The sequence below is a fragment of the Streptomyces sp. 3MP-14 genome (assembly GCF_006334905.2).
In the GTDB taxonomy this organism is placed as follows: Bacteria; Actinomycetota; Actinomycetes; order Streptomycetales; family Streptomycetaceae; genus Streptomyces; species Streptomyces triticirhizae.
This window is the reverse complement of the sequence record NZ_VDLZ02000003.1, coordinates 113131-135775: the sequence shown is the minus strand read 5'-3', so window position 1 is coordinate 135775 and position 22645 is coordinate 113131. Positions and strand designations below refer to the sequence as shown.

At 70.8% G+C, this 22645-nt stretch carries 17 protein-coding genes and 2 tRNA genes; 3 read left to right on the top strand and 16 right to left on the bottom strand.

The annotated features are described in order from the left end of the window. Positions 1-10 precede the first annotated feature (10 nt). From FH609_RS05225 to FH609_RS05180, 10 genes are all read right to left on the bottom strand, one after another. Complete coding sequence (locus FH609_RS05225; protein ID WP_139665999.1) at positions 11-1933, bottom strand: TIGR03960 family B12-binding radical SAM protein; 1923 nt, start codon at positions 1931-1933, stop codon at positions 11-13. Between the two features lie 181 nt (positions 1934-2114). Further along, complete coding sequence (locus tag FH609_RS05220; protein ID WP_139665998.1) at positions 2115-3305, bottom strand: FtsW/RodA/SpoVE family cell cycle protein; 1191 nt, start codon at positions 3303-3305, stop codon at positions 2115-2117. Between the two features lie 10 nt (positions 3306-3315). Continuing rightward, positions 3316-5730: a penicillin-binding protein 2 gene (gene mrdA / locus FH609_RS05215; protein WP_139665997.1), complete on the bottom strand. Its 2415-nt coding sequence runs from the start codon at positions 5728-5730 to the stop codon at positions 3316-3318. Then, positions 5727-6428 (bottom strand): rod shape-determining protein MreD, encoded by a 702-nt coding sequence (gene mreD / locus FH609_RS05210; protein ID WP_139665996.1) that lies wholly within the window; start codon positions 6426-6428, stop codon positions 5727-5729. Before mreD ends, mrdA begins: the two co-directional genes overlap by 4 nt. Before the next feature lie 2 nt (positions 6429-6430). Beyond that, positions 6431-7555 carry a rod shape-determining protein MreC gene (gene mreC, locus FH609_RS05205; protein ID WP_139665995.1) on the bottom strand — a complete coding sequence of 375 codons (1125 nt, stop codon included), beginning with the start codon at positions 7553-7555 and terminating at the stop codon, positions 6431-6433. Between the two features lie 81 nt (positions 7556-7636). Next, entirely contained in the window at positions 7637-8656 is a 1020-nt protein-coding gene (locus FH609_RS05200) for a rod shape-determining protein (RefSeq protein WP_122182308.1), read from the bottom strand. A 336-nt stretch (positions 8657-8992) separates the two neighbouring features. Beyond that, positions 8993-9409 carry a nucleoside-diphosphate kinase gene (gene ndk, locus FH609_RS05195; protein ID WP_122182309.1) on the bottom strand — a complete coding sequence of 139 codons (417 nt, stop codon included), beginning with the start codon at positions 9407-9409 and terminating at the stop codon, positions 8993-8995. 188 nt (positions 9410-9597) lie between these two features. Then, a complete protein-coding gene (locus FH609_RS05190) occupies positions 9598-9939 on the bottom strand; it encodes a DUF4233 domain-containing protein (protein ID WP_139665994.1) in 342 nt (113 codons plus the stop codon). Beyond that, entirely contained in the window at positions 9939-11450 is a 1512-nt protein-coding gene (gene folC / locus FH609_RS05185; RefSeq protein ID WP_226961456.1) for a bifunctional tetrahydrofolate synthase/dihydrofolate synthase, read from the bottom strand. Before folC ends, FH609_RS05190 begins: the two co-directional genes overlap by 1 nt. A 136-nt stretch (positions 11451-11586) precedes the next feature. After that, positions 11587-14217, bottom strand: a complete 2631-nt coding sequence (locus FH609_RS05180) for a valine--tRNA ligase (RefSeq protein ID WP_139665992.1) — start codon at positions 14215-14217, stop codon at positions 11587-11589. Positions 14218-14477: 260 nt separating this feature from the next. Between FH609_RS05180 and FH609_RS05175 the strand changes: the two genes are divergently transcribed. Next, a complete protein-coding gene (locus FH609_RS05175) occupies positions 14478-15614 on the top strand; it encodes a hypothetical protein (protein ID WP_226961417.1) in 1137 nt (378 codons plus the stop codon). An 84-nt stretch (positions 15615-15698) separates the two neighbouring features. Here the strand turns inward: FH609_RS05175 and clpX are convergent, their stop codons facing one another. From clpX to FH609_RS05150, 5 genes are all read right to left on the bottom strand, one after another. Then, positions 15699-16991, bottom strand: coding sequence for an ATP-dependent Clp protease ATP-binding subunit ClpX (gene clpX, locus FH609_RS05170; RefSeq protein ID WP_139665991.1), 1293 nt, complete (start codon positions 16989-16991; stop codon positions 15699-15701). Between the two features lie 192 nt (positions 16992-17183). Beyond that, entirely contained in the window at positions 17184-17834 is a 651-nt protein-coding gene (locus tag FH609_RS05165; protein WP_139665990.1) for an ATP-dependent Clp protease proteolytic subunit, read from the bottom strand. 75 nt (positions 17835-17909) lie between these two features. Continuing rightward, complete coding sequence (locus FH609_RS05160; protein WP_319789580.1) at positions 17910-18524, bottom strand: ATP-dependent Clp protease proteolytic subunit; 615 nt, start codon at positions 18522-18524, stop codon at positions 17910-17912. Positions 18525-18811: 287 nt separating this feature from the next. Further along, positions 18812-20239, bottom strand: a complete 1428-nt coding sequence (gene tig / locus FH609_RS05155) for a trigger factor (protein WP_139665989.1) — start codon at positions 20237-20239, stop codon at positions 18812-18814. A 99-nt stretch (positions 20240-20338) separates the two neighbouring features. Continuing rightward, positions 20339-20415 (bottom strand) — tRNA-Pro (locus tag FH609_RS05150). A gap of 173 nt (positions 20416-20588) precedes the next feature. Here FH609_RS05150 and FH609_RS05145 point away from each other — a divergent pair. After that, positions 20589-20659, top strand: a tRNA-Gly gene (locus FH609_RS05145). An 88-nt stretch (positions 20660-20747) separates the two neighbouring features. On the opposite strand, the gene FH609_RS05140 is transcribed toward FH609_RS05145, so the two are convergent. Further along, positions 20748-20960: a hypothetical protein gene (locus tag FH609_RS05140; protein WP_122182316.1), complete on the bottom strand. Its 213-nt coding sequence runs from the start codon at positions 20958-20960 to the stop codon at positions 20748-20750. Positions 20961-21435: 475 nt separating this feature from the next. Here FH609_RS05140 and FH609_RS05135 point away from each other — a divergent pair, with 475 nt between their 5' ends. Further along, the gene (locus FH609_RS05135; RefSeq protein ID WP_139665988.1) at positions 21436-22617 is read left to right on the top strand and encodes an acyltransferase family protein; all 1182 of its coding nucleotides are present in this window, start codon (positions 21436-21438) and stop codon (positions 22615-22617) included. Positions 22618-22645 lie beyond the last annotated feature (28 nt).

Here is a 22645-nt window from a genome sequence, read left to right as displayed (position 1 = left end):
GCTCAGCCCCTCACAACACCTTCAGCGGCAGCAGCTTCTTCCCCGTCGGCCCGACCTGGATCTCGGTCTGCATCTGGGGGCACACGCCGCAATCGAAACACGGCGTCCAGCGGCAGTCGTCGACCTCGGTCTCGTCGAGGGCGTCCTGCCAGTCCTCCCAGAGCCAGTCCTTGTCCAGCCCGGAGTCGAGGTGGTCCCAGGGCAGGACCTCCTCGTAGCCACGCTCGCGCGTCGTGTACCAGGCGACGTCCACGCCGTAGGGCTCCAGCGCCTTGCCGGCGCAGTCCATCCACAGGTCGTAGGAGAAGTACTCCCGCCAGCCGTCGAAGCGGCCGCCCGCCTCCCAGACGGCGCGGATCGCCGCGCCCACGCGGCGGTCGCCCCGGGAGAGCAGGCCCTCGACGATCCCCGGCTTCCCGTCGTGGTACCGGAAGCCGATGGACCGCCCGTACCGCTTGTCCTCGCGGATGGCGTCGCGCAGCTTCGCCAGCCGCGCGTCCGTCTCCTCGGCCGCGAGCTGCGGCGCCCACTGGAACGGGGTGTGCGGCTTGGGCACGAACCCGCCGATGGAGACGGTGCAGCGGATGTCGTTGCTGCCGGTGACCTCGCGCCCCTTGGCGATGACCTTGGTGGCCATGCTGGCGATCTCCAGCACGTCCTCGTCGGTCTCGGTCGGCAGCCCGCACATGAAGTAGAGCTTCACCTGCCGCCACCCGTTGCCGTACGCGGTCGCGACCGTGCGGATCAGGTCCTCCTCGGAGACCATCTTGTTGATCACCCGGCGGATGCGTTCGCTGCCGCCCTCGGGCGCGAAGGTCAAACCGGAGCGACGGCCGTTGCGGGTCAGCTCGTTGGCCAGATCGATGTTGAACGCGTCGACCCGGGTCGAGGGCAGGGAGAGCCCGATCTTGTCCTCTTCGTAGCGGTCGGCGAGCCCCTTGGCGACATCGGCGATCTCGCTGTGGTCGGCGGAGGAGAGCGACAGCAGCCCGACCTCCTCGAAGCCGGTCGCCTTCAGCCCCTTGTCGACCATCTCCCCGATGCCGGTGATCGACCGCTCCCGCACCGGCCGGGTGATCATGCCCGCCTGGCAGAACCGGCACCCGCGCGTGCAACCCCGGAAGATCTCCACCGACATCCGTTCATGAACGGTCTCGGCGAGCGGCACCAACGGCTGCTTCGGGTACGGCCACTCGTCGAGGTCCATCACGGTGTGCTTGGAGACCCGCCACGGCACCCCCGAACGGTTGGGCACCACCCGGGCGATCCGCCCGTCCGGCAGGTACTCCACGTCGTAGAACGCCGGAACGTACACCCCGCCGGTGCGGGCCAGCCGCATCAGCAGCTCCTCGCGCCCGCCGGGCCGCCCCTCCCGCTTCCAGTCCCGCACGATGTCGCTCATCGTCAATACGGCCTGCTCGCCGTCCCCGATCACCGCGCAGTCGATGAACTCCGCGATCGGCTCCGGGTTGAACGCCGCGTGCCCGCCGGCCACCACCACCGGGTGGTCCTCGGTGCGGTCGGCGGCGGCCAGCGGAACGCCGGCCAGGTCGAGCGCCGTCAGCAGGTTGGTGTACCCCAGCTCGGTGGAGAACGAGACCCCCAGCAGGTCGAACGCGCCGACCGGCCGGTGCGCGTCCACCGTGAACTGCGGCACCCCCCGCTCCCGCATCAGCGCCTCGAGGTCGGGCCAGACGCTGTAGGTCCGCTCGGCCAGCACGTCGGGGCGTTCGTTGAGCACCTCGTAGAGGATCATCACGCCCTGGTTCGGCAGCCCCACCTCGTAGGCGTCCGGGTACATCAGCGCCCAGCGGACGTCGACCGCGTCCCAGTCCTTGACGGTGGAGTTCAGCTCACCGCCGACGTACTGGATCGGCTTCTGAACGTGCGGGAGGAGTTCCTCGAGGCGAGGGAAGACCGACTCGATGGGCATGGCTTGCGTCTTTCGCGACGAAGACCGATCCAGACCGGCAACGCACCGCTCGGGTTCGATCAGGCTGACGAAGGCTGGACCATTCAGCGTACCGGCCCCCGCGCACCCGCCCGTCCACCGGCGAAGCACCCGCCCGTCCACCGGCTAAGCACCCGCCCGTCCACCGGCGAGCGCCGGGCGCTCACGCCGTCAACGGCCGCTTCATCCGCACCGACTGGAGCAGCCCTATGGCGATCCACACCGCGAACATCGCCGTCCCCCCGTAGGAGAGGAACGGCAGCGGCACGCCGGCCACCGGCATGATGCCCAGCGCCATCCCGATGTTCTCGAAGCACTGGAACGCGAACCAGGCGACGATCCCCGCCGCGATGATCGTCCCGTACAGCTCGCTGCTGTCCCGCGCGATCCGCAGCGCCCGCCACAGCACCACGCCGATCAGCACGATGATCCCGCCGGCGCCGAGGAAGCCCAGCTCCTCGCCGGCCACCGTGAAGATGAAGTCCGTGTGCTGCTCGGGCACGAACTGCCCGGTGGTCTGGGTGCCCTGGAAGAGCCCCTTGCCGTCCAACTGCCCCGAGCCGATCGCGATCCTGGCCTGGTTGGTGTTGTAGCCCACGCCCGCCGGGTCCCGGGACGGGTCGGCGAACGCGGCGAACCGGTCCAGCTGGTAGTCGTCCAGCACGCCCAGCGTCCACACCAGCGCCGCGCCGACGATCCCGGCCAGCATCAGCCCGATCGACCACTTCAGGGAGGCGCCCGAGGCCAGCAGTATCCCCAGCACGATCACGCTGAGCACCATGGCCATGCCCATGTCGTCTATGACCACTATGCACAGCGGCGCGGTGGCCAGCGCCAGCGCCTGGAGCACCGCCCGCCGGCTCGGGTAGTCGCGGTCGCCGGCGTCCACCTGGTCGGCCAGTATCACCGCCATCCCCAGGATGATCGCGACCTTGGCGAACTCCCCCGGCTGGAGGGTGTAGCCGCCGATGGACAGCCAGGCCCGCTGCCCGTTGATCTCCGTGCCCAGCGGGGTGAAGACCAGCAGCATGAACAGCATCGAGAACCCGAAGAACAGCGGGACCGCCGACCGCAGCCGGTGGTGCCCCAGCCACATCACCCCGACCGCCAGCCCGAGGCCGAGCGCCAGGTTGATGCCCTGCCTGACCAGGAAGTAGTGCGGGTCACCGCTGTTGATCTCGGTGCGGTTCCTGGTGGCCGACCAGACCAGCAGGATGCCGATCACCGACAGCGCCAGCGCCGCCAGCAGCAGCACCCAGTCGACGCGGCGCAGCACCGAGTCGCGCGCGGTCAGCCGACGCCAGGTGCCGGGGTCGGGGCCCAGCCCGTCGACCCGCAGGTGGTGGTTGTTCAACGACTAGCCCTTACTCGTCTTCCCGCCGCGTCTGGTTCTCCCGCTCCGGCGGGTCCTCGGCGAGCGGAACGGGCGCCGGCCAGGACCACGAGGCCGGCCCTGACCACGACGCGCGCGCGTCCCACGACGCCTGCGAGTCCCCGGCGTCCGGCGTCACCGGCGTGCCGCCGGGCACGAACTGCTCGGCGCCCTCCGGCTGTTCGCCCTGACCGCCCGGGTCCCCCTGGTCGAAGGTCTCGCCCTGCTGACCGGAATCCTGACCGGACTCCTGACCCGCCTCGCCCGAGGAGTCCGCGTCGCGCTCCCCGTCAGCGTCCTCGTCAGCCTCCTCGTCCGGCGGCGGAACGATGGCCCCGGTCTCGTCGATCTCCGGCAGCTCGGTGATCGGCTCCGGCAGCAGCGCCGCGTCCTCGTTGACGCCGCCGCCCTGCACCCCGTAGATCGCCTCCCAGATGTGCCGCACCGCGTCACCCGAGGCGCCCGAGCCGGTGCCGGCCTGGGAGATGGTCATCACCACGGTGAAGTCGTCGGTGAACGTCGCCAGCCAGGACGAGGTCTGCTGGTCGCCGGCGCCCTCCGCCGTTCCCGTCTTGGCGTGCAGCGGGATCTCGTTCTGCGGCCAGCCGCCGAACTTCCACGCCGCGCTGCCCGTGGTGATCACGCCGGCCGTGGCGTCCCGCAGGTCCTCGATGGTCTGCTCGTCGGCCGGCAGCTCCCCCGTCGCCTGCGGCTCGAACTCCTCGATCACCCGCCCGTCGGCGGCGACCACGGCCTTGCCGACGGACGGCTGGTAGAGCGTGCCGCCGTTGCCAATCGCCGCGTAGACGCTGGCCAGCTGGATCGGCGTGACCAGCACGTCACCCTGTCCGATGGAGAAGTTGAGCATGTCGCCGGCGCGCATCTTCATGCCCTCGGTGCAGTTCTCACGCGCGATCCGCGCCGGGTAGTCGTCCCGGTCGCTCTCGGCGATCTCGCACCACTCGTCCCGGTTGGCCTCCCAGTAGTCCTGCTTCCACTGCCGGTCCGGGATGCGCCCCGGCACCTCGTTGGGCAGGTCGATGCCGGTCTGGGTGCCGAGGCCGAAGCCGAGGGCGGTGTTGAAGAAGTAGTCGTTCGGCTCGTCCACCGGGTCGTTGCCGCCGTCCCGCTGCCACTCGCGGTGCGCCAGCCCGTAGAAGACGGTGTTGCAGGAGACCTCGATGGCCTGCGCCAGGCTGATCGGACCGTAGGAGCTGGACTCGAAGTTGCGGAACGTCTGGCCGCCGATGTCGTAGGAGGACGAACAGTTGTAGCGGCCGTCGAAGTCGTAGCCGGCGTTGACCGCAGCCGTCGAGCTGACCACCTTGAACGTCGAACCGGGCGGGCCCTGGCCCTGGATGGCCCGGTTGATCAGCGGGTCGTTGGCGTCCTCGTCGGTGAGCCTGGCGTACTCGTCGCTGGAGATGCCGCCGACCCACACGTTGGGGTCGTAGTCCGGGGCCGAGGCCATCGCCACCACCCGGCCCGTGTCGTTCTCCAGGACCACGGCCGCACCCGAGTCCGCCTCGTAGTTCCGGCCGGTGATGTCGTCGCGTTCGGCCTGCGCGCGCTCCATCGCGCCGACCAGCTCCTCCTCGACCACGGCCTGGAGCCGGGAGTCGAGGCTGGTGACGACGTTGGCGCCGGCCATCGCCGGGTCGTTCTCCGCCTCGCCGAGAACCCGCCCGAACTTGTCCACCTCGTACCGGGTCACCCCGGACTCGCCCCGCAGATAGCCGTCGTAGGTGCGCTCCAGGCCGGACCGGCCGATCTGGTCGGAGCGCAGCAGCGGCGAGTCGGTGTCCTCGGACTCCGCGACCTCGTCGTCGGTGACCGGCGAGAGATAGCCCAGCACCTGGGCGCTCCTGGCGCCCTCGGGCGCCGGGTAGCGGCGCACGGCGGTGGGCTCGGCGCTGACGCCGGGGAACTCCTCGGCGCGCTCGCGGATCTGGAGGGTCTGCTCGGTGGTGGCCTCGTCGGTGATGGGGATCGGCTGATAGGGAGAACCGTTCCAGCACGGCTGCGGGGTCTCGGCGTCACAGAGCCGGACGCGGTGGGCGACCTCCTCCTCGCTCAGCTCCAACAGCTCGGCCAGGTCGGCGAGGACCTCCTCGCCGTCGTCGGGCAGCTTGGACAGCTCGGTGCGGTCGACGGAGACCACGAGCCGGGTCTCGTTGTCCGCGATGGGCACCCCGCGCGCGTCCACGATGGAGCCGCGCACGGCCGGCTGCACCACCTGCTGCACGTGGTTGCCCGCCGCCTCGGCGGCGAACTCGTCGCCCTGCCGGATCTGGAGGTACCACAGCCGCCCGCCCAGGGTCAGCAGCAGCGAGAAGACCAATATCTGGATGACGACCAGCCGGATGGTGATCCGCGAAGTCCTGCCGGTTTCGGGGATGTTGGTCACAGTCGCTTGACTCCCTTGATGCGCCCCGCGCTGTTCCGCGCGGAGCGGCCCAACAGCGGGGAACGCCCGCCGACGCGCGCGGTCCGCCCGTAGCGACTCCGGCGCGGCGAACGCGGGCGCAGCCCAGCGCCCGCCCCGCTCAGCCAGCTGATCGGGTTGTCCGAGCCGGGGCCCGAGCCGTCGCCGGAGAGCGGGTCGCCCTCGCCCCGGCGGGCCGCCGCCATGATCAGCGGCACCACGAACGGGGCGAGCAGCAGGTCGTAACAGGTCGCGGTCAGCAGCAGGCTGGTGAGCCCGACGTCGCGGGCGGGCGTGTCGCCGACCAGTGCGCCGACGCCCGCGTAGAGCAGCGTCGAGCTGAGCGCGCCGCCGGCGACCACCAGCATCGGGACGGTGGCCGACCGGTGTTGGCCGTTCTCCGGCCGAGTCAGCCCGGCGGCGTAGCCGATCACGCACAGCACCAGGGCGTAGCGGCCGACCGCGTGGTCGGCCGGCGGGGCCAGGTCGGCGAGCAGGCCGGCGGCGAAGCCGACCAGCGCGCCGCCGGTGTGCCCGTAGACCAGCGCCAGCGCCAGCACGGTGAGCAGCAGCAGGTCGGGAACGGCTCCGGGCAGCCCGAGTCTGGCCAGTATGGTGACCTGCGCCAGCAGCGCGACAAAGATCAGCACGGCGGCCAGCAGCGTGCGGTAGAGGCGCATGGTCAGCTCCTGCTCGCTGGGTCGAACCGGTCACGGCCGGGCGCCAGGGCGCCGAAGTCGGGCTCCCCGTCCTGGCCTTCGCCGCCGTCCTGAGCCCCGTCACCGGCGTCGCCGCCTTCGCCGCCGTCCCCGCCGTCCTCGTCGGGCGGCGGGGCCAGGCCGTCGGGCTCGGGGAACTCGTCCACCGGGCCGGTGTCCTCGCCGGCCTCGGCGCCGCCCTCCTCGCCCTCGGCCTCCTCGCGGGCAGCCCGCTGCTCGACGTCCTCGGGACGCTCGGGCAGCACGGAGTCGCGCGGGTTGTCCCGGGGCGGCTCGACGACGACGCCCACGAGGTCGAGCTGGGTGAACTCGACATAGGGCCGGACCTGGACGGTGCGGGTCAGGTCGCCGTTGGAACGCTCGACGCTGACCACCTCGCCCACGGGCACGCCCGGCACGAACGGCTTGTTGTCGGCCGAGCCGAAGGTGACCATCCGGTCGCCCTCCGCGACCTCGGCGCGCTGGTTGAGGAGTTGCACGTCCAGGGTGTTGTCGCCGCGCCCGGTGGCGAAGCCCAGTTCCTCGCTGTCCTCGAGCCGGGTGCCGACGGTGAAGCCCGGGTCGTTGGCCAGCAGCACCGTCGAGGTGCCCCGGGCGACCGTGGTGACGCGGCCGACGAGGCCGTCGCCGTTGAGCACCGTCATGTCCTTGGCGATGCCGTCCTCGCTGCCCGCGTCGATGGTCACCGTCCAGGAGAAGCCCTGTCCGGCGCCGACCGCGATGACCTGGGCGCCGACGATCCCGTACCGGCCGGCGCCGGCGGTCCGCAGCAGCTCGTCCAGTTGTGCTATCCGCGACTCGCGGTGCGCCTCGCTGCCCAGCTCCTGCCGCAGCTCGGCGTTCTCCCGCTCCAACTCGCTGATGCGGTCGTGCCGTTCGCCGGACTCGCGGACGGCGGCGATGGCGTTGGCGAAGGGGTCGACGGCGCCGGCGACGCCCTCCTCCACCGGGCCGAAGAAGGACGCGGCGGCCTCCCGTGGACCGTTGAGCGGGGAGTTGTCCCCGCCCCTGATGTCCATCGTGATCAGCGCGAAAGCGATGGAGACCAGCAGTACGAGAAGCAGCCGGCTCTCTCGGGTGTCCCTCACGTGCGGCGGCCGTGCCTTTCTGGATCGGTCAGTCGACTCCCGGGGCCGGCCCGGCTGGACCGGGCTGGCGCCTGGGCCGGGCTAGCGCCTGGGCTGGGCGTCCAACACCTGCTGGAGCGCCTCGAACTCCTCGACGCACTTGCCCGAGCCGAGCGCCACGGAGTCCAGCGGGTCCTCGGCGATGTGGATCGGCATCCCCGTCTCCTGGCGGAGCCGCTCGTCCAGGCCGCGCAGCAGCGCGCCGCCGCCGGTGAGCACGATGCCCCGGTCCATCACGTCGCCGGACAGCTCGGGCGGGCACTTGTCGAGCGTGGTCTTGACCGCGTCCACGATCGCGTTGACCGGCTCCTCCATCGCCTTGCGAACCTCGGCCGAGGAGATCACCACGGTCTTGGGCAGCCCGCTGACCAGGTCGCGGCCGCGGATCTCGGTGTGCTCGTCCTGGTCCAACTCGTAGGCGGAGCCGATGGTGATCTTGATGCTCTCGGCGGTGCGCTCGCCCAGCAGGAGGCTGTACTCCTTCTTGATGTGCTGGATGATCGCGTTGTCCAGCTCGTCGCCGGCCACCCGGATCGACTGCGCCGTGACGATGCCGCCCAGCGAGATCACCGCGACCTCGGTGGTGCCGCCGCCGATGTCCACCACCATGTTGCCGGTGGCCTCGTGCACCGGGAGCCCGGAGCCGATCGCGGCCGCCATCGGCTCCTCGATGATGTGCACCTGCCGCGCCCCGGCCTGCGTCGAGGCCTCGATGACCGCCCTGCGCTCCACTCCCGTGATGCCCGAGGGCACACAGACGACCACGCGCGGTCGGGCGAGATAACGCCTTTTGTGGATTTTCAGAATGAAGTAGCGCAGCATTCGCTCGGTGATCTCGAAGTCGGCGATCACGCCGTCCTTGAGGGGGCGAACGGCCACGATGTTGCCGGGGGTCCGGCCGATCATCTTCTTCGCCTCGGCACCAACGGCGAGAATGCCACCCGTGTTGGTGTTGATCGCGACGACGGACGGCTCGTTGAGGACAATCCCTCGACCCCTGACGTACACCAGCGTGTTGGCCGTCCCGAGGTCAACTGCCATGTCACGACCGATGAACGACATATTGTTCGCCATAGGGATGCATCTGGCCTTCCAGCTGGAGCGTTTTGTGCGGGGAGGTCGGCGGAGGGTGCGATGGGCTGCGTGCGCGGGACCTCTCCCGCCGCTGGGGGAAGAGGCGCGGCAATGCCATCGTATCCACGGCCGGTCTGACACGGAGCGCCGGAGCGCCGCTTTCGCCATTGTCGGCGGAACCAGCCCCACCCTCCATCATGGTGACGTCGCGTTCGGGTGAAGGGTTCCCCTGACCGACCTTACCGACCACGGCGGAACATCGCATTCCGCCGGGCCGGCGTGGCTCGGGGAACGTGCCGCGCTGACGGCCGTTCAACAGGGAGTTCAGCGGGGCAGCTCGGGGAAGAAGATCTTCAGCTCCCGCTCGGCGGACTCCTCCGAGTCCGAGGCGTGGATCAGGTTCTCCCGGACCACGGTGCCGAAGTCGCCCCTGATGGAGCCCGGTGCGGCGGCGATCGGGTCGGTCGGCCCGGCCAGCGCGCGCAGGCCCTCGATGACCCGCTCGCCCTCCACGACCATGGCCACGCTGGGGCCCGAGGCCATGAACTCCAGCAGCGGCTCGTAGAACGGACGCCCCACGTGCTCCGCGTAGTGCGTCTCCAGGGTGGCGCGGTCCAGGGTGCGCAGTTCGAGCGCGGTGATCCGCCAGCCCGCCTTGCGTTCCACCCGGCCCACGATCTCGCCGATCAGCCCCCGGCTGACCGCGTCCGGCTTGAGGAGGACAAGAGTGCGCTGGCTCATGGGGGCGGCTCCTGGGAATCCTGGGAAATGACCTGACGAAGAACGGCGAAGCACGGTGTGGCGGCGGGAGCACCTCGGCGGGCGGCAGCCGCGCGGGGTCGCGCGACCCGCGTGGCCGTCCGGCGGGCCGGACGCGCGGGGAGCGTAAGAGTACCGGGCGGGCGTCCGCCGGCCGCACCCAGGGCGGCTCAACCGGCGGGCGCGCCCTGCTCCCTGGCGGCCTTCAACGCGTCGATGCGGGCGCCGAAGTACACCGAGGCCCACCACAGCCCGGCGAACGCGGCGCCCAGCACGAACATCGCCGGCAGCACGAAGCCGGCCGCGACCAGCGCCGCCTGGAACGCCCAGCCGAGCCACACGCCCGACGGCCGGCCGGCGATCGCGCACAGCAGCAGGGACACGGCCATGGCCACGCCGCACACCCACCACACGGTGCCCGTCGAGGCCGTGGACAGCCGGCTGGCGGCCAGCCCGGCGAGGCCGATGACGAAGAACTCGCCCAGCAGCGTGCTGGCGCACAGGGTGCGCATCACCGTCCGCCCTTCAGCAGCAGCCTGGCCTCGCCGACCGTGATCACCGAGCCGGTGACCAGCACGCCGGCCGCCGCGTACTCGTGCTCCTCCTCGGCCAGCGCCACGGCGGCCTCGATGGCGTCGTCGAGCCTGGGCTCGACGACCACCCGCTCGGCGCCGAAGACCTCCACCGCCACGGCCGCCAACGCGTCGACGTCCACGGCCCGTTGGGAGGTGTTGCGGGTCACCACCACCTCGGTGAGGACCGGCTCGAACGCCTCCAGCAGGCCCCGCACGTCCTTGCCCTCGGTGGCGCCGACCACGCCGATCAGCCGGCTGAAGCCGAACGCCTCGGTGATCGCCTCGGCCGTTGCCTGCGCGCCGCCCGGGTTGTGCGCGGCGTCGACCAGCACCGTCGGGCTGGTGCGCAGCACTTCGAGCCGGCCCGGCGAGGTGACGGAGGCGAACGCGGCGCGCACCACGTCCTGGTCCAGCGGCTCGGCCGGCCGGCCGTCGCCGACGCCGAAGAACGCCTCGACGGCCGCGAGGGCGACCGCCGCGTTGTGCGCCATGTGCGCGCCGTGCAGCGGGAGGAAGACCTCCGGGTACTCGCCGCCCAGACCGCGCAGCGTCAACAGCTGTCCGCCGACGGCCACCTCGCGGGCGAGCACCCCGAACTCCATGCCCTCCCTGGCGACCGTGGCGTCGACCTCGACGGCCCGGCGCAGCACCACCGAGGCGGCCTCGATCTGCTGCTGGGCGAGGACCACGCGGGCGCCTGGCTTGATGATCCCGGACTTCTCCACGGCGATCCGCTCGGGGGTGTCGCCGAGCCGCGCCGTGTGGTCCAGGCTGATCGGGGTGAGCACGGCGACCGTGCCGTCGATGACGTTGGTGGCGTCCCAGCTGCCGCCCATCCCGACCTCGACCACGGCCACGTCCACCGGGGCGTCCGCGAAGGCGGCGTAGGCCATGCCCGTGAGCACCTCGAAGAAGGAGAGCCGGTGCTCCTGTTGGGCGTCGACCAGCTCCACCAGAGGCTGGATGTCGCGGTAGACGGAGACGAAGCGGTCGGCGGGGATCGGGGCGCCGTCCAGGCTGATCCGCTCGGTGATGGACTGCACATGCGGGCTGGAGTAGCGGCCGGGGCGCAGGTCGAAGCCGGCGAGCAGGGCCTCGATCATCCGGGCCGTGGTGGTCTTGCCGTTGGTGCCGGTGATGTGGATGGCCGGATAGGTGCGTTGGGGCTCGCCCAGCACGTCCATCAGCGCGCTCATCCGGGCCGTCGACGGGTCGAGCTTGGTCTCGGGCCAGCGGGCCAGCAGCTCCTTCTCGACGTCGGCGAGGGCGCGGTCGAGTTCGGGGTCCTCGGGCCGGGTCGGCAGGTCGCCGCCGGGCGGGCCGGCCTGGGCGCGCAGGGTACGGCTGCCGGCCTCGATGACCGCCAGGTCCGGGTCGCGGTCGCGCTCGGCGTCGACGATCGCGTCGAACTCGCCGCCCTCGCTCTGCTCGTCGTCGATGGAGGGGATGGCCGGGAGGTCGTCCGGCTCCTGGCCGTTGTCGGGCTGCGCGTCGCTCACGGTGGCCAGTCTACGGAAGGGGCCCGGGCCGCCCGGGGGCCGGGCGTCGGCTCCCCCGGCGCGGGCCGGGGGAGCCGGGGCGCGGTCACGCCGGGAGCTTCGCCAACTGCTCGGTGATCCGGGCGATGTCGGCCTCCGCCGCCTCGCGGCGGGTGCGGATCTTGGCCACCACATGGTCGGGCGCCTTGGCGAGGAACGCCTCGTTGCCCAGCTTGGCGGTGGTCTGGGCCAGCTCCTTCTCCGCCGCCGCCAGGTCCTTGGTCAGGCGCTTGCGCTCGGCGGCGAAGTCGATCGCCCCCGACAGGTCGAGCGCGACCACGGCGCCGGCGACCGGCAGCGTCGCCGTGGCGGAGAACGCGTCACCCGCCGGCTCCAGGCGCAGCAGCGCGCGCACCGCCGGCTCGTGGGCGGCCAGGCCCGTCTCCCCCAGGTCGAGGGTGGCGGGCACCCGCTGCCCCGGCTGGAGGCCCTGGTCGGCGCGGAACCTGCGGACCTCGGTGACCAGCTGCCGGACGGCGTCCAGCTCGCGCTCGGCCGCCGCGTCCCGGAAGCCCGAGTCGGTCGGCCAGTCGGCCACGACCACGGACTCGCCGCCGGTGAGCGTGGTCCACAACTCCTCGGTGACGAACGGGATCAGCGGGTGCAGCAGGCGCAGCGTGACGTCCAGCACCTCGCCCAGGACCCGCCGGGAGACCTCGGCCGGCCGGCCGCCGGCGGCGAAGGTGGTCTTGGACAGCTCGACGTACCAGTCGAAGACCTCGTCCCACGCGAAGTGGAAGAGGGCGTCGCTGAGCTTGGCGAACTGGTAGTCGTCGTAGTACGCGTCGGCCTCGGCGACCACCGAGTTCAGCCGGGAGAGCACCCAGCGGTCGGTGGCTGACAGCTCCTCGGCGGCCGGCAGCGGGCCCTCGACGGTGGCGCCGTTGAGCAGCGCGAAGCGCGTCGCGTTCCAGATCTTGTTGGCGAAGTTCCGCGAGGCCTGGACCCAGTCCTCGCCGATGGGCACGTCGACGCCCGGGTTGGCGCCCCTGGCCAGGGTGAAGCGGACCGCGTCCGAGCCGTAGGCGTCCATCCAGTCCAGCGGATCGACCGCGTTCCCAAAGGACTTGGACATCTTCTTGCCGAACTGGTCACGCACCATGCCGTGCAGGGCGATGGTGTGGAAGGGGGGAACGCCGTCCATCGCGTAGAGGCCGAACATCATCATCCGGGCGACCCAGAAGAAGAGGATGTCGTACCCGGTGACCAGGACCGAGTTCGGGTAGAACTTGGCGACGCTCGCCGTGCGTTCGGGCCAGCCCAGGGTGGAGAACGGCCACAGGCCCGAGGAGAACCACGTGTCCAGCACGTCGGTGTCCTGGGTCCAGCCGGGGCCGGTGGGCGGCTCCTCGTCCGGGCCGACGCAGCGGACCTCGCCGTCGGGCCCGTACCAGACGGGGATGCGGTGGCCCCACCACAGCTGGCGGGAGATGCACCAGTCGTGGAGGTTGTCCACCCACTCGAAGTACCGGGAGGACATCTCCTTGGGGTGGATGGCGACCCGGCCGTCGCGGACCGCGTCCCCGGCCGCCTTGGCGAGCGGGGCGACCCTGACCCACCACTGCATGGACAGCCGGGGCTCGACCGTGGTGTGGCAGCGCGAGCAGTGGCCGACGGAGTGCTGGTAGGGGCGCTTCTCCGCGACGATGCGCCCCTCTTCGCGGAGCGCGCCGACGACGGCCGAGCGCGCCTCCAGCCGGTCCAGGCCCTGGAACGGGCCGGGCGCGGTGATCACCGCGTGCTCGTCCATGACCGTCAGCTGCGGGAGGCCGTGCCGGCGGCCGATCTCGAAGTCGTTCGGGTCGTGGGCCGGGGTGACCTTGACCGCGCCGGTGCCGAACTCCGGGTCCACATGGGCGTCGGCGACGACCGGGATGGAGCGGTCGGTCAGCGGCAGGTCGATCTGGCGGCCGACGAGATGGCGGTACCGCTCGTCGTCCGGGTGGACGGCGACCGCCGTGTCGCCCAGCATCGTCTCGGCCCTGGTGGTGGCGACGACCAGCGAGTCCTCGCCGTCCCCGTACCTGATGGAGACCAACTCGCCGTCGTCGTCCTGGTACTCCACCTCGATGTCCGAGATGGCCGTCAGACAGCGCGGGCACCAGTTGATGATGCGCTCGGCGCGGTAGATCAGGCCGTCGTCGTGGAGCCGCTTGAAGATCGTGTTGACCGCGCGGGACAGGCCCTCGTCCATCGTGAAGCGCTCACGGGACCAGGCGACGCCGTCGCCGAGGCGGCGCATCTGCCCGGAGATGGTGCCCCCCGACTCGGCCTTCCACCGCCAGACCCGCTCGACGAACGCCTCCCGGCCCAGGTCGTGCCGCGAGACGCCCTCCTTGGCCAGCTCGCGCTCCACGCGGTTCTGGGTGGCGATGCCGGCGTGGTCCATCCCGGGCTGCCACAGGGTCTCGTACCCCTGCATCCGCTTGCGCCGGGTCAACGCGTCGATGAGCGTGTGCTCGAAGGCGTGGCCCAGATGGAGACTTCCGGTCACGTTGGGCGGCGGAATGACGATCGCGTACGGCTCCTTCTCGCTCTTCTCGTCCGCCTCGAAGTAACCGCGTTCTACCCAGCGCTCGTACAACTTCCCCTCTACGTCGGCCGGCGTGTACTGCGTCGGCAGATCTGCGGGGGCGCTGTGGGGCCCGGTGGCGGGCGGCTGAGTGTTCTCGGTCACGGCGGTAAGTCTAGAACGCCCCGCTGACACTCCGCGCACGCCTTTCCCCGGGCCGCCCCGGCGCCCGTGACGCGTTCGGGGCCGGGGTCCAACGCCCGCCGCCCGCACGGGAGATCGGCCGCCGGAACCGGTCGCGGTGAGGGACGCCCAGGGCCTTGCGCCGGCGCCGAGGATGTGATTGGGGTGGATGTACAGGAAGCCGTCCCATCCGACAGGATGTGCCTGACGCAGACGATGTCGGGCTCTTGAGGGGAAGCACCATGAGTCACAACCAGCCGGGTCCCTACGGGCAGCAGCCCCCGCCGGGCCAGCAGCCCGGGCAGCCCGGCCCGTACGGGGCACCGCCGCCGCAGGGCGCCCCGCCGCCCGGCGGCCCCAACCCGTACGCACCGGGCGGTGCCCCCCAGGGCCCCGGATACGGATACCCGCAGCAGCCGGGCGGCGCTCCCGGCCAGCCCGGCGGGATGCCGGGGCAGCCGGGCGGCGCCCCTGGCCAGCCCGGTGGGTTCCCCGGCCAGCCGGGCCCGTACGGCCAGCCGCAGCAGCCGGGACCCTACGGCCAACAGCCGCCGCCCCCCGGGCAGTTCCCTGGCCAGCCCCCCTACGGCCAGCCCCAGCCGCCGGCCGGCGGCGGAGGCGGCAACAAGACGCTGCTCATCGTGCTGTCCGTCGTGGTGGCGCTCGCCGTGATCGGCGGCGGCGCGTTCTTGCTCCTCGGCGGCGACGACGACGGCGGCAGCGGCCCGGGCAGCGACCCGGACGCCAGCTACTCGTTGGAGTTCCCCGAGACCAGCGGCGAGTTCCGGCTGATGGAGCCGGCCTCCTCCACCGACACCCTCTCCGAGGAGGAGCTGGCCGAGGTCGGGCTGGCCGACGCCGAGGGCACCTCGGGCGTCTATGTGGCCGGGATAACGCCCGAGGAGGTCGCCGGGATCATGGACCCGTCGGAGCTGGGCTCCACCGAGGTCACCACCCTCTTCGCGGTCGGCATGTGGGGCGAGATCGAGGACCCCGAGGCCTCCGTTGACGCGTTCCTGGCCTACGGCGCCGAGCAGGCGTCGGCCGGTGACGACATGAGCCTGCTGGGCGAGCCGCAGGCCGTGAACCCGGACGGGCTCGACGGCGCGGCCATGAAGTGCCAGGAGGCCGAGACCGAGGACGCCTTCACCGGCGAGATGGTGCGGGTCCCGGTCTGCGTCTGGGCCGACTACAGCACCGCCGGCTTCACCTTCTTCCAGAAGCAGACCGGCTCCGGCAGCCTGGAGATGTCGCTGGACGAGGCCGCCTCGCACAGCGCCGCGCTGCGCACCGCCTCGCTCGTCGAGGACACCGCCGGCGGGACCGACGGCGGCACCGAGACCGAGGGCGAGGCCCCGGGCGAGGAGACCGTTCCGTAACGGACCCGGCACCGACCGGACACACACGAGGGGCCCGGGACCACGTTGGTCCCGGGCCCCTCGCCCGTTGGCGGTGGTGACCGCTCAGGCGGTCTTCTCCTGCGGCGGCACGGAGGCGTCGCGCTTGGCCAGCCGGGAACGGGGCACCAGCGTCGGGTTCACGTTGGAACGGACGACGTCCTCCGTGATCACGACCTGGCCGACGTCCTGCCGGGACGGCACCTCGTACATCACCGACATCAGGACCTCCTCCATGATCGCCCGCAGGCCGCGCGCCCCGGTGCCGCGGAGGATGGCCTGGTCGGCGATGGCCTCCAGGGCCGGCAGGTCGAACTCCAGCTCCACCCCGTCGAGCTCGAACAGGCGCTGGTACTGCTTGATCAGCGCGTTGCGCGGCTCGACCAGGATGCGCAGCAGCGCCTCGCGGTCCAGGTTGTGCACCGAGGTGATGACCGGCAACCGCCCGATGAACTCGGGGATCATGCCGTACTTCACCAGGTCCTCGGGCAGCGCCTCGGTCAGCAGCCCGGCGCTGTCCCGCTCCCGCTTGGAGCGGATGTCGGCGCCGAAGCCGATGCCACGGGCGCCCGAGCGGGCCCTGATGATGTCGTCGAGGCCGGCGAACGCGCCGCCGACGATGAACAGGACGTTGGAGGTGTCGATCTGGAGGAACTCCTGGTGCGGGTGCTTGCGCCCGCCCTGCGGCGGCACGGCCGCCGTGGTGCCCTCCAGGATCTTCAGCAGCGCCTGCTGCACGCCCTCGCCGGAGACGTCCCGGGTGATCGACGGGTTCTCGCTCTTTCGGGCGACCTTGTCGATCTCGTCGATGTAGATGATCCCCTGCTCGGCCTTCTTGATGTCGTAGTCGGCCGCCTGGATCAGCTTGAGCAGGATGTTCTCCACGTCCTCGCCCACGTAGCCGGCCTCGGTCAGCGCGGTCGCGTCGGTGATGGCGAACGGGACGTTCAACATCCTGGCCAGCGTCTGGGCCAGCAGGGTCTTGCCCGAGCCGGTGGGGCCGAGCAGCAGGATGTTCGACTTGGAGAGCTCGATCTCCTCGTCGCGCGAGGGGTGGGCGTCGCTGGCCCGCACCCGCTTGTAGTGGTTGTAGACGGCGACGGAGAGCGCCTTCTTGGCGTCCTCCTGGCCGACCACATAGCTTTCGAGGAAGTCGTAGATCTCCCTCGGCTTGGGCAGCTCCCCCAGGTCGGAGTCCGGCGACTCGGCCAGCTCCTCCTCGATGATCTCGTTGCAGAGATCGATGCACTCATCGCAGATGTAGACCCCCGGGCCCGCGATGAGCTTCTTCACCTGTTTCTGACTCTTGCCGCAGAACGAGCACTTGAGCAGATCGCCGCCATCACCGATGCGTGCCACGAGGTGCTTCCCCTTCGACTGCGCACCGCCGGGGCGACGGTGCCGAGTGCTTACAGAAGACGACGGTACCTCGTTGGCCCGGTGGAATGGTCCCCCTTGACGGGAATCCCCCTGGGCGGGGCCTTCCCGTCAAAGGGGACAGAGCCGTTTCGCGCGCCGAATGTGTGATCCGGCACAGGTACCGACAGTGGCCTAGCCGGCCGTGGAGGTGCGGGTGGTGATGATCTGGTCGATCAGGCCGTAGTCGACGGCCTCGGCCGCGGTGAGGATCTTGTCCCGCTCGACGTCGTCGCGGATCTGCTCGATCGGCTTGGTGGAGTGCTTGGCCAGCATCTCCTCCATCTGGCTGCGCATCCGCTGGACCTCGCGCGCGGCGATCTCCAGGTCGGACACCTGGCCACGGCCGGTCTCCGAGTACGGCTGGTGGATCAGGACCCGCGAGTTCGGCAGGGCCATCCGCTTGCCGGGGGTGCCGGCGGCCAGCAGCACGGCGGCGGCCGAGGCGGCCTGCCCCATGCAGACCGTCTGGATGTCGGGCTTGACGAAGACCATCGTGTCGTAGATGGCGGTCAGCGCGGTGAACGAGCCGCCGGGGCTGTTGATGTAGATCTGGATGTCGCGATCGGGGTCGATGGACTCCAGGCACAGCAGCTGCGCCATCACGTCGTTGGCCGAGGCGTCGTCGATCTGCACCCCGAGGAAGATCACGCCCTCCTCGAAGAGCTTCGCGTACGGGTCGTACTCGCGCACGCCCTGCGAGGTGCGCTCGACGAAGCGCGGAATCACATAGCGGGACTCGGCCGGCAGACGGTCGTAGAGGCCGGAGCCTGGGAACTTCTTCATCGGTGTGTGTACCGCCTTGGGTCTAGGCTTGCGAACGGGCAGTGAGCGTCGGGGCTTTCGGGGCGAGCTGTGGGCTCAGGCGCCCGTGCCGCCGCCGCCCGTGATGTCCGCCGCACTGGTGATGACCCGGTCCAGCAGCCCGTAGTCCCGCGCCTCCTCGGCGGAGAACCAGCGGTCCCGGTCCGCGTCGCGCTCCCACTGCTCCTCGGAGACGCCCGAGTGCTCGGCCGAGAGCTTGGCCATCTTGCGCTTGGTGCGCAGCAGCTGCTCGGCCTGGATCTTGATGTCCGAGGCGGAGCCGGCCAGCCCGGCCGACGGCTGGTGGATCAGGATCTCCGCGTTGGGCAGCGCGTAGCGCTTGCCGGGGGCGCCGGCCGTCAGCAGGAACTGCCCCATCGACGCCGCCAGGCCCATGGCGATGGTCACCACGTCGTTCTTGACGTACTGCATGGTGTCGTAGATCGCCATGCCGGCCGAGATCGAGCCGCCGGGGCTGTTGATGTAGAGATAGATGTCCTTGTCCGGATCGGCGGCCAGCAGCAGCAGCTGCGCCGTGATCCGGTTGGCGATGTCATCGTCCACCGGCTGACCCAGGAAGATGATGCGCTCGTCGAGCAGCCGGTTGTAGACCTGATCGCCGAGGCTGCCGCTTGTCGGCTCCGCTGCGGCGGAGGGCATCAAGAGCGTCACGTATCCACCTGCTCATTCCTGGACGGTCCAGGCCACGTGAGCCCGTCCGTCACTCGACATCTGGCGTGTTTCTAGGGACCCTAACGCGCGGTCCCGACAGACCCATCCCGACCAGGGAACTGTTCGCTGTGAGCGCAGGGTCGCCCCTCCCCGGCGGGACCGGGGCGGCGGGAGGGTGACGGAGTGTGGGGCCGGCGCTGCGGGCGCCGGCCGAACGGGAAGGGGGCGGACGCGCATCCGCGTCCGCCCCCTTCCCATGAGCCGGTGGCTTCTGGACTGACGCCCGGTCAGCTCTCGTTGGGCTTCGCCTCGGTCGACTCGCCGGCCGCTGCGGCCTCGTTGGCCTCCACCGCCTCGGCGACCGCGTCCGCCGAGCCCTCGGCGGCGTTCTCGTCGGCGTTCTCGTCGTCGTCCAGCTCGACCAGCTCACCGTTGCTGTCGCGGACGGTGGCGGCCTCGACCACGGAAGCGAGGGCCTTGCCCCGGCTGACCTCACCGACCAGCATCGAGACCTGGTTGCCCTCGACGACGGCCTTGGCGAACTGGTCGGGGCTCATCCCGGAGGACTGGGCCCGGCGCACCAGGTGCTCGGTCAGCTCCTCCTGGCTCACGTTCAGCTCGTCGCGGCGGGCGATGGCGTCCAGCACGAACTGGGTGCGGATGCCCTTCTCCGCCTGCTCCTTCAGCTCGTCGTCGAACTCCTCGGCGGTCTTCTCCTGGAGCTTGAGGTACGCGTCCAGGTCCATGCCGAGCTGCGGCAGCTGGTGGTGCTCCAGGTTGTGCTTGCGGGTCTTGATCTCCTCGGCCAGCAGCTTCTCGGGCAGCGGGACCTCGACCAGCTCCAGCAGGGCGTCGAGGACCTTCTCCTGGGCCTCGGTGGCCTGCTGGTACCTGCGCTCGTCGGCCAGCCGGCGGCTGCTGTCCTCGCGCAGCTCCTGAAGGGTGTCGAACTCACTCGCCAGCTGGGCGAACTCGTCGTCCAGCTCGGGGAGTTCGCGGGAGGAGACGGACTCGACGGTGACGGTGACCTCGGCCTCGCTGCCGGCGCCGGAGCCGCCCCGCAGCTCGCTGGTGAAGGTGGCGGTGCCGCCGGCGGCCAGGCCGATGACGGCCTCGTCCAGGCCGTCCAGCATCTGTCCCGAGCCGATGGTGTAGTTGACGCCCTGGGCGACGCCGTCGTCCAGCAGCTCGCCGTCGACCCTGGCCTCCAGGTCGATCTTGACGACGTCGCCGTCGGCGGCCTCGCGCTCGACGACGGTGGTGGTGGCGAAGCGCTCGCGGAGCTGCTCGACGGCCTTGTCCACGTCCTCGTCGGCGACCTCGACCGCGTCCACGGTGACCTCGATGCCGGAGAAGTCGGGGATCTCCAGCTCGGGACGGATGTCCACCTCGGCGGTGAACGTGAGGGTCTCGTTGTCCTTCAGCTCGGTGATGTCGACGTCGGGCTGGCCGAGCGGCGTCAGCTCACCCTCGTTGACCGCCTCGGTGTAGAACTTCGGCAGCGCGTCGTTGACCGCCTCCTCCAGCACCGCGCCGCGCCCGAAGCGCTGGTCGATGACGCGGGCCGGGATCTTCCCCTTGCGGAAGCCCGGCACCTGGACCTGCTGGTTGATCTTCCGGTACGCCGCGTCGAGGCTGGGCTTCAGCTCATCGAAGGGCACCTCGACAGTGAGCCGAACCCGGGTGGGGTTCAGGGTCTCCACGGCGCTCTTCACGGTCGGTCTCCTTGGGGCTGACAATCGAGAGTTAGACGAACGTCGCTGAAGCGCTCCATATCCGGACACACCACAGGCGGACAGGCTAGTCATCGTACGTGGTCGGGGTGGCCGGATTCGAACCGACGACCTTCCGCTCCCAAAGCGGACGCGCTACCAAGCTGCGCCACACCCCGTCGTGGCTCACGACGCGATACGTAGGGTACAGGGCGGCAGGCCGGGGCCTTGCCGGGGCCCCGCGCCGCGCCGGGCGGTGATCTCGCCCGATCGGGGCGGGCGTTGGGCGCTGGTACGATGCGATGCGTTCGGGAGCGGTCCGTGGTGAACACGGCAGCCGACGCTCCCGCCGGCGGGCGTAGCTCAATGGTAGAGCCCTGGTCTTCCAAACCAGCTACGCGGGTTCGATTCCCGTCGCCCGCTCTTCTCCGCACTCCGGCCCGGCCCCTCTCGGGGAGCCGGGCCCTCGTGTTTCCTCCGTGCCGCGCGTGGGGGCCGACCGGGGTGGGGCTCAGGGCGAGCTGTTGATGGAGCCGTCCACCTCGTCGACGGCGTTGGTGATCGACTCCAGGAAGCTGTTTATGGGGTCGGCGGCGCCGGTGGAGGCGAGGGAGAAGCCGAAGAGGATCGCCACGATGGCCGGTCCCCACTTGACCGCCCCGCTTCGGATCATGAAGAACATGATCACGCCGAACAGCAGGGCCAGAGAGAACGAGATAACCACAACTGATCACACCTTCGGAAGGTCGCCACTGCTCCGTCAGGGGCTTGACCACGGCCGCCGCACCCCCGCAGGCACCATCGTGCCATCAACTGGCGGGCCAGCGGAGGAGGATGACCCTCCGAGGGCCCCGATCGGGCGGCGGCCACGGGGTGTTGGGCGACGTTGTGCCCGTTATCCGTCCGTTAGCCACCGCGTCCGTCCCGCTTCGGCAATTCCGGTGGCCCGCCGACCGTGTTCGGGATCACGCCGCCGGGGGCCGGAAGGCGTCATTCGCCGGGCACGGGAGGGACCGTCGGGAGAGCGTTGAGCGGCCCGAAACACACCAATTAATCCGGTCAAATCGCGTGATTACGGACAGGGAACGTGACCTCCACCACTCTTGGGTTTTCGTTTCATCAGTCGAATCCCTCTCAAGATTCCCTTATTCGGGTTGGCGAATGTACGGATCACCTGAGGAAGCGCTATCGTGCGGACAATGTTGCACGTCCGTAACCAACGAGCCCCCTTGCCCGAGGTCCGGGCGACGAAGGCTGTCCCCCCACCGACAGTCACGGACGGTCAGGCCCGGGTCAACGCACGCGACCCCTTCTTCGACAACGCGAAGTACCTGGCGATCGTGCTGGTCGCGATCGGCCACGCATGGACCCCGCTGCGGGACGACTCCCGCACGGCGGCGGCCCTCTACAACTTCGTGTACGCGTTCCACATGCCGGCGTTCATCCTCGTCGCCGGCTACTTCTCGCGGAACTTCACCGGCCGGCCCGACCAGCTCAAGCGGCTGGTCAGCGGCGTGCTGGTGCCCTACCTGATCTTCGGTGTCGCCTATGTGCTGTTCAAGCGCTGGGGCACCGACGACCCTGACCACCCCTTCGCGCTCCTGGACCCCTACTACCTCACCTGGTTCCTGATCGCGCTGTTCGTCTGGCGGATCACGGCACCGCTGTGGCACATCGTGCGCTGGCCGATGCCGATCGCGCTGACGGTCGCCGCCCTGGCCAGCTTCGCGCCCTCGCTGGGCAACGACCTCAACATCCAGCGGGTGCTCCAGTTCCTCCCCTTCTTCGTGCTGGGGATGCGGCTGCGCCCCGAGCACTTCGAGCTGGTCCGCCGGCGCGAGGTGCGGCTGCTGGCGCTGCCGGTGTTCCTCTGCGCGCTGGTCACCGCCTACTGGTCGGTGCCCAGGATGGACTCCGCCTGGTTCTACCGCAGCGCCGCCGCGCAGGACCTCGGCTTCGAGTGGTGGGCCGGCGTGGTGATGAGCCTGGCCCTGTTCGGCTGCGGCCTGCTGCTGACCGTCTGCTTCCTGTCCTGGGTGCCGGCCCGGCACCGCTGGTTCACCGCGCTGGGCGCCGGCACCATCTACGGCTATCTGCTCCACGGCTTCGTGGCCAAGGCCTCGCGCTGGTGGGAGTGGTACGACGTGGCCTGGGTGCACACGCCGGCCGGCCGGATCGGGGTGACGCTGATCGGCGCCGCCGTGGTCACCCTGCTGTGCACCGCGCCGGTGCGTCGGGTCTTCCGGTTCATGGTGGAGCCGAGGATGGACTGGGCGTTCCGCGCCGCCGGGCGCGGCGGGTCGGCTGACGGCGGGTCCGGTCGCGCGGGGCGTTCCTCGAACGACGCGGGCGGCAACCGCCGTCCCATCAAGGCCGGTTGACGCGCGGGGCGGGCGGTTTCGGCGCCCG

What these genes read in the sequence shown, in the direction of transcription:
- FH609_RS05225 (WP_139665999.1), bottom strand. Translation starts at nt 1,933, where the DNA reads ATGCCCATCGAGTCGGTCTTCCCTCGCCTCGAGGAACTCCTCCCGCAC.
- mreD (WP_139665996.1), bottom strand. Translation starts at nt 6,428, where the DNA reads ATGCGCCTCTACCGCACGCTGCTGGCCGCCGTGCTGATCTTTGTCGCG.
- FH609_RS05200 (WP_122182308.1), bottom strand. Translation starts at nt 8,656, where the DNA reads ATGTCGTTCATCGGTCGTGACATGGCAGTTGACCTCGGGACGGCCAAC.
- ndk (WP_122182309.1), bottom strand. Translation starts at nt 9,409, where the DNA reads ATGAGCCAGCGCACTCTTGTCCTCCTCAAGCCGGACGCGGTCAGCCGG.
- FH609_RS05190 (WP_139665994.1), bottom strand. Translation starts at nt 9,939, where the DNA reads ATGCGCACCCTGTGCGCCAGCACGCTGCTGGGCGAGTTCTTCGTCATC.
- FH609_RS05175 (WP_226961417.1), top strand. Translation starts at nt 14,478, where the DNA reads ATGAGTCACAACCAGCCGGGTCCCTACGGGCAGCAGCCCCCGCCGGGC.
- FH609_RS05165 (WP_139665990.1), bottom strand. Translation starts at nt 17,834, where the DNA reads ATGAAGAAGTTCCCAGGCTCCGGCCTCTACGACCGTCTGCCGGCCGAG.
- FH609_RS05135 (WP_139665988.1), top strand. Translation starts at nt 21,436, where the DNA reads ATGTTGCACGTCCGTAACCAACGAGCCCCCTTGCCCGAGGTCCGGGCG.